The following is a 6832-nucleotide window of genomic DNA, read 5'->3' on the forward strand; positions in this document are numbered from 1 at the left end:
ACTTGTTACATGGCGGTAACTCAATTGCTGGCCTTTAAATGAACTATTGTCGAAGCATGGATAGACAATGCTCTAATACAACTTCGTTGTCGATTATTACTATGTTTAGTTTCTTTCTAGCTCTAGTGATATTTTGAAACAACATTTTTACTGAATGATAGTAAGTAGAGCCAGTATAAATTAAATCACCATTGCTATCATAGGAAAATAGCCTGTCAATTATTACCGCAACATTATCAAATTCTTGGCCAATAACCTTGTGTGAATTCTGGCTATTTATATCCGAATATGTTTCGTGATGTTCTGTTGAGAAACGCGAAGGCGTAAACCTTAAAATCTCCCATTCTTTTCTGTCTAAGTTTTGTAGATAACTTCTACCATCTTCCAGGTTGTTGAAATAGTTTAATTCTATATTATCTCTAGTTGTTAAGGGGATTTTTCGCTTATTGTTAAATAGGTTTTTTATAAAGGTAGAGATTTCTTTGTTTGACCTAACTTTTTCAGAAAGCCTATGATTAATTACTCCGACAATACTTTCTATTTTTTGATCGATCTTCCGGTTTTTTTCTACAGATGAAAGTGTTTGCAACTTGTCATAAGAATATACACATTTACCATTACTGGCGTTGATTTCTTGTACAATATTATCAAGTTGATTGTCGTAGATTCTTTGTGCTTCGTCTATGAATATCACATCATATGCAGACAATTTGTAACTATTAATATCCCGTATAGGTACGATATTCCATCCGCTGGCTGTCAGTTGATGCTGTCCAGGATTAAGGTATCCACAATGGAAGATTATGATCTTCTTGTGATCTTTCCTTAAGGTTTTGGCGATGTCATATACAAGAAGAGTTTTACCTGTCCCCGCACTGCCTGTGATTGAAATATGATGAGATTTTTTACTAGAGTTGAGTAGCCGTAAAGTTTGTGTCTTTATTTCTTCTTGTTGATTTGTTAAAAAGTATTCGTTGTTTAGGAATTTTTGGGTCGAGTTGAAAGGGGAGACAAGATAATTTGAAGGGTTGAATAGCTTGTCAATATTTTCATGTGTTTTTACTTCTTGGTCTATTAATAAACCATCAAGTGCTGAAGCTTCTATTTTAACTAAGCTCTCATCATTATTTAGGAAATAAAGCTCCTTGGAATCAGCTATAAATGTGATATTGTAAATTTTGCTTCCAAGGTAACTTAGATAATATTTATTCCTAATGAGCTGTTTTTTTACTTTATCTTTAGTGCTTGTTTTTTTTAACTCTACATTGATAATAAATCCTTTACCAAAACGTAGTAGATCAAATTCTTTACCTATTTGTGGTATCGAATACCCTACGTAAAAACTATTGAATATGTTTGTGTTAATGGTTTTAGAGTGCAGGGTTTCGACCAAACATCTTAAGTCGTCAACTTCGTCATTCTTAATATTTATCCCGTAGTATTTCAAATAATCATTGTAGGATTGAGTATCCAGTGATTCATGTGCTTGTACAAGCGAAAGGATGTTTATACTTTTCAATGCTTCTTGCTCTAAGATCTCAGTCGTAGAATGAAATAAATGTGTGAGGGAATACTGATGTTTATTGAGCCATGTAACGCCTAAATCAGGTGCGCCGTAGGCGTCACTTGGATTTACTTGTTAGGCGAGTTTTTGGTTAGAATGATCTTGGAAATTCTCCGGTAATAATAAATATAAACATCCTACCTTCATCAGTTACGTCATAAGATGAATTTTTATTTTCAATTAAGTTCTTACTTAATAGAGAGGAACGCTGTAAATCTAAATTATCGTTGGTAAGATTTCTTAAGAATAACTCATGGCTAGTCAGCTCCTCTCGTTCAGCTATTACAATGGGATTCTTTGGGCTAAATCCTCTCTCATAATCTATCATCGATTCCCAGCTTGAATGGCCAATGAGGCATTCTATTTCTGGGTCACTAAGAGTTGATAGAATATGTATAGCTTTTTTACGATATTCCCATTCTATGATAGAAACAAAGTAGTTGCCTGGAACAGCAATGGAAGCTAACCACTTAAGGCGTTTCTTAGAAGGTGATTTTACTGACTCAAGTATAGAAGTCTCAGCAATATGGTGAAATTCTTCAGAATCTAGAATATCTTTTTTCTCTAGTTTCTCAATCCGATCATTCATATTTTGAATAAATTCATACAACCTATCCATACGCTGATTAGGGATTTTATCAATCATATACTCGACGATAAAACTTCCATAGGGAACAATTCCGCAGAAAGCTTTGTATAGTTTTACACGTCGATCAACGTTTAACTCTTCCATTGCGGTATGACTCCTTGCGCCTAACGCCTAAATCAGGTGCGCCGTAGGCGTCACCTGGATTTACTTGTTACATGGCACTTGCCACGATGATGATTTTCATTGATTTTATCTATGCCGCCATGACCTACGATTTTTCTTCTTTTTAAATTTATAACTTTTGTTGGTTCTTGGCTTATTCTTTTTCCATGTTATATCGGAATAAGCTTTTATGAAATATGAGCCAACAAGAGACATTACTGCAATGAATCCATATAGGATCAGATAGCTAATCCATTTCGGAACATTCCCTACACCATAGTAATCATCCGCCAGATTAACCAATAAAACCGTTGCTGTTCCAGTTCCAATGAATAAAGCTAGAGAAAATATTTTATGTTGTATATTTGTTTTCAATCCTGACACAGAATTCTATGATTGCTGAGTTGTTATGATGCCATGTAACGCCCGCATCAGGTGCGCCGAAGGCGTCACTTGGATGCGCTTGTTAGGTGCTTACCCGGTTTGCATTGAATGTGCCGCACCACGATACGAAGTGCGCACTTTGGTTGTGGCTGGCTGCACGAATGTATGGACACAAGACTTAACGCCGCAAGCTGTGAGCTTAAACAAAGCACAGATTTTTATAGCGGCGCGACTCGAAGGAATGAACTCCGATGTTTTTAGCCAGCCTTGCACAATAAAGCCGATGTTTTTTCAAGGTTGAACACAATTGTTTGCCTGGTGATTTATGCACAATGATTATGCTGGCGTTGGCAACTGAAAGGTCTGAACTCGGAGCTAAAACGCCGCAAACGCTTTACTCGACGACGATAGAAATTTAAATTGCGGCGTAACTCGGGGAAACAACTCCTATCTCTCCCAACGCCAGCCAACACAATAAAGAATGCTACTTTATCAGACTTGAAGTTTACTCAGCTTCACCTAACGCCCGCATCAGGTGCGCCGAAGGCGTCACCTGGATGCGCTTGTATGGCGCTTGGTATGCACAATGTAACCTAAAATTGAACCCGCAGAGAAAAATATTGGCCATTGCACAAATATTAAAAACCTGAAAAGTTCATTTTCACCGTCAGGGCCAGGATCAATACCGAAAAATTCAATGTATATTTCTGTAAGATGTGGTGTCAGAAGAAATGACAATATAACTACTGAAACTATCCCCATGATTAATGATGTTAAATATTTCACTGGGAAACCTCCCAGAAAAGTACTTTCTTTGAATCCTCAAAGTCTGAAAATCTATCTGTTATGGAGTGGAGACCAAAACTACCAAATCTTAGATTGATTCTTGCCCATGATGTTAAATCTGTAATCCGACTTCCATTCCAGAGATCAATATGATCACCAGAACGATTTCTAAAACTCTCTTTCTTTCCATTTACGGTCCTTTGCCAATAATCTTTGAAAAATATTATTCCTTTTTTTCCTGAGAGTTTATCAGAAAACTCTTTTGGGCTAACTTCAACTGCTTGTTTAAGTCCAGGGAATGATACTTTTTGAAGTCCTGCTGCTAATTCTTCAGCACGGATGACATGACCTGCTGATTTCGGATGACCATGCCAACAATGAACTACACCGGGAATATCTGTGGTTTTGACGCCACACTCAACCAAAGCAACACCGACACGAATTGCACATTGGTTTGAAAAGTTCTTTTTTCCATTTGTTGTACAGGGATTTTCATCACCCGTAATTGTAGGATGACTATTCCATAGTTTCTTGAATGTAATCATATGAATACTCCGTTTCATGATTGTTGTAGTGATTGCGCCTAACGCTTGGTTCAGGTGCGCCGTAGGCGTCACCTGGAACCACTTGTTAGGCGAATTTTACTCGGTGATTTCGTAGTGCCTTTCGACACCTGTTGTAACATTACCCCAAACAGAATTTTTGACTCTGTTTTGGTGAAACTCAAATGCTGCTCTATCTGTGAACTGTTCATAGACGCTGAATTTGTGAAGATCGTTGGGGTCTTGCTCTACAGAAAAGCAGATATAACCATCTTCAGCTCTCGTATTTTCGATATGTCTTGAAAGTTCATTGAGAACCTCTGACAAAGAGCTATCTGGGACAAGAATGTAACCAGATAATATGATTTTACTCATCCTATTTTTTCTCAAGCCAAGACAACCACTTTTTCTTCATGATTGTTTCGACATCTATGTCATAGTTATTCGCGAGCAATAATATCTGACCCAGTACGTCAGCAACTTCACTTTCAAAGTCGTTTCTCAATTCCTCGGAGCTTTTGCCCTTGATTCGAGCTTGGCCTTTCATTTTCAAAAAGCTTTGAGTTAACTCTCCGACCTCTTCAGTGAGTTTAAGCATAAACCATTCATCAGATCGATCTATTGAATGATTTTTAGCATAAAACTTTGATACTTCTTCGACACCGCTCGTTAATTCGGAAATTTTCATGAAGATACTACAGAATGAAAAGGATGATTACTCGATGTTTGGGGTTCGCCTAACGCCCGCATCAGGTGCGCCGAAGGCGTCACTTGGATGCGCTTGTTAGGTGCTTACCCGGTTTGCATTGAATGTGCCGCACCACAATACGAAGTGTGCACTTTGGTTGTGGCTGGCTGCACGAATGTATGGACACAAGACTTAACGCCGCAAGCTGTGAGCTTAAACAAAGCGCAGATTTTTATAGCGGCGCGACTCGAAGGAATGAACTTCGATGTTTTTAGCCAGCCTTGCACAATAAAGCCGATGTTTTTTCAAGGTTGAACACAATTGTTTGCCTGGTGATTTATGCACAATGATTATGCTGGCGTTGGCAACTGAAAGGTCTGAACTCGGAGCTAAAACGCCGCAAGCGATTTACTCGACGACGATAGAAATTTAAATTGCGGCGTAACTCGGGGAAACAACTTCTATCTCACCCAACGCCAGCCAGCACAATAAAGAATGCTACTTTATCAGACTTGAAGTTTACTCAGCTTCACCTAACGCCCGCATCAGGTGCGCCGAAGGCGTCACTTGGATGCGCTTGTTAGGCGCTTACCAGGTTTACACGGAATTTGCCTACAACGATACACAGAAACGCCGTGTGCACTTTGTTTTGGCTGGCATGACACGAATGCCTTTGCACAAGATTTAAACGGCGTAGACTGTAAACTTTTACGAAATATAGACGGCGCTACCTAAAAAGGAATGAGCTCAGATGTTTGTTGCCAGCCTTGCACAATAAAGCCGATTCTTTTTCAAGGATGGACACAGTTGTTTGCCTGGTGATTTTTGCACAATCGCTATGCTGGCGTTGGCAACTCGAAGGCCAGAATACAGAGCTAAAACGCCGCAAACGCTTTACTCGACGCCGACACAAATTTAAATTGCGGCGCAACTCAGGGAAACAACTCCAATCTCTCCCAACGCCAGCCAACACAATGAAGGATGTTACTTTATCAGACTTGAAGTTGACTTTGCTTCGCCTAACGCCTAAATCAGGTGCGCCGTAGGCGTCACCTGGATTTTCTTGTTAGGTGCTAGTCGTTTGAATGTAGGGAAGAATTTAAACCACCCCAAACAGACGACTTAGTTGGCAAAACCTCAACAACACCTGTTTGGCTGTTTCGTCTGAACAGTAGGTTTGACTTGCCTGAGAGTAATTTTGCTGAAACCACCTCACCATCAGGAGTTTTGACTTTTGTTCCTGCAGTGACATAAAGCCCAGCTTCGACAATACATTCATTGCCAAGTGAAATACCAATTCCTGCATTTGCGCCAAGAAGAGAATTTTCACCAATAGAGTTGACCTGTTTTCCACCTCCGGACAATGTTCCCATAATAGAAGACCCTGCACCAACATCTGAGCTTTCACCGACAACAACTCCCGGTGTCACTCGGCCTTCTACCATAGAGTTTCCAAGTGTGCCTGCATTAAAGTTTACAAAACCTTCATGCATTACTGTCGTTCCTGAAGCCAAGTGCGCTCCCAGCCTTACTCTATCAGCATCACCGATTCTGACTCCTTGAGGAACAATGTAATCTGTCATGCGTGGAAACTTATCAATTGATGCAACCTGTAAGTGAAAATTATCAGATGCAACCTTTGCTCTTAAAGCATTTATATCTGAGGGTAAAACAGGGCCTGCGTTACTCCATGCGACATTGGGTAATAAGCCAAAGATTCCATCCAAAACCAATTCGTTTGGTTTAGCTTTGCATTCTGACAAGAGATGTAGCCTGAGATAAGCATCTTCAGTTGATACAGGAGCATCATTGAATGGGTCTATTTCGATTTCAAAATATTCCCCTTTTATGAATCCGTATTTTTCAGCTGGACATGATCGTACTATTGGAGATAAATCCTGTGGATACCAAGAATCTATCGTTTTGCCTGTTGATACGTGTATGTATCGATGACCTTCTCTTTTTATTTTCATTACTACTCCATAGTTGAAGGTTTGGTGGCACCTAACGCCCGCATCAGGTGCGCCGAAGGCGTCACTTGGATGCGCTTGTTAGGCTTTGGTTTGTTTTACCCAAAACTTGAAGCGAACAAAAATAATACAAATCCAAAAAGAAAG

Annotated in this window: 6 protein-coding genes; all 6 read right to left on the reverse strand. The window is 39.5% G+C overall.

The window, feature by feature from the left end:
* Window positions 1–43 precede the first annotated feature (43 nt).
* The 6 genes from ACY2RQ_RS18650 to ACY2RQ_RS18675 all read right to left on the reverse strand — a co-directional run bounded on the left by ACY2RQ_RS18650 (window position 44) and on the right by ACY2RQ_RS18675 (window position 6688).
* Window positions 44–1519: a DNA/RNA helicase domain-containing protein gene (locus tag ACY2RQ_RS18650; protein ID WP_490114515.1), complete on the reverse strand. Its 1476-nt coding sequence runs from the start codon at window positions 1517–1519 to the stop codon at window positions 44–46.
* A 136-nt stretch (window positions 1520–1655) separates the two neighbouring features.
* Window positions 1656–2297: a hypothetical protein gene (locus ACY2RQ_RS18655; RefSeq protein ID WP_490114516.1), complete on the reverse strand. Its 642-nt coding sequence runs from the start codon at window positions 2295–2297 to the stop codon at window positions 1656–1658.
* A 1184-nt stretch (window positions 2298–3481) separates the two neighbouring features.
* Window positions 3482–4030: a type VI secretion system amidase effector protein Tae4 gene (locus ACY2RQ_RS18660; RefSeq protein ID WP_490114517.1), complete on the reverse strand. Its 549-nt coding sequence runs from the start codon at window positions 4028–4030 to the stop codon at window positions 3482–3484.
* 96 nt (window positions 4031–4126) lie between these two features.
* Complete coding sequence (locus ACY2RQ_RS18665; protein WP_490114518.1) at window positions 4127–4402, reverse strand: putative quinol monooxygenase; 276 nt, start codon at window positions 4400–4402, stop codon at window positions 4127–4129.
* Window position 4403: 1 nt separating this feature from the next.
* Window positions 4404–4715 carry a MazG nucleotide pyrophosphohydrolase domain-containing protein gene (locus ACY2RQ_RS18670; protein WP_490114519.1) on the reverse strand — a complete coding sequence of 104 codons (312 nt, stop codon included), beginning with the start codon at window positions 4713–4715 and terminating at the stop codon, window positions 4404–4406.
* Between the two features lie 1073 nt (window positions 4716–5788).
* Window positions 5789–6688, reverse strand: a complete 900-nt coding sequence (locus tag ACY2RQ_RS18675; protein ID WP_490114520.1) for a DapH/DapD/GlmU-related protein — start codon at window positions 6686–6688, stop codon at window positions 5789–5791.
* Window positions 6689–6832 lie beyond the last annotated feature (144 nt).

It is taken from the genome of Parendozoicomonas sp. 209JJ7-1 (assembly GCF_058147085.1).

Coding starts and splice junctions, on each gene's coding strand:
- ACY2RQ_RS18655 (WP_490114516.1), bottom strand. CDS start 2,297: ATGGAAGAGTTAAACGTTGATCGACGTGTAAAACTATACAAAGCTTTC.
- ACY2RQ_RS18660 (WP_490114517.1), bottom strand. CDS start 4,030: ATGATTACATTCAAGAAACTATGGAATAGTCATCCTACAATTACGGGT.
- ACY2RQ_RS18665 (WP_490114518.1), bottom strand. CDS start 4,402: ATGAGTAAAATCATATTATCTGGTTACATTCTTGTCCCAGATAGCTCT.
- ACY2RQ_RS18670 (WP_490114519.1), bottom strand. CDS start 4,715: ATGAAAATTTCCGAATTAACGAGCGGTGTCGAAGAAGTATCAAAGTTT.
- ACY2RQ_RS18675 (WP_490114520.1), bottom strand. CDS start 6,688: ATGAAAATAAAAAGAGAAGGTCATCGATACATACACGTATCAACAGGC.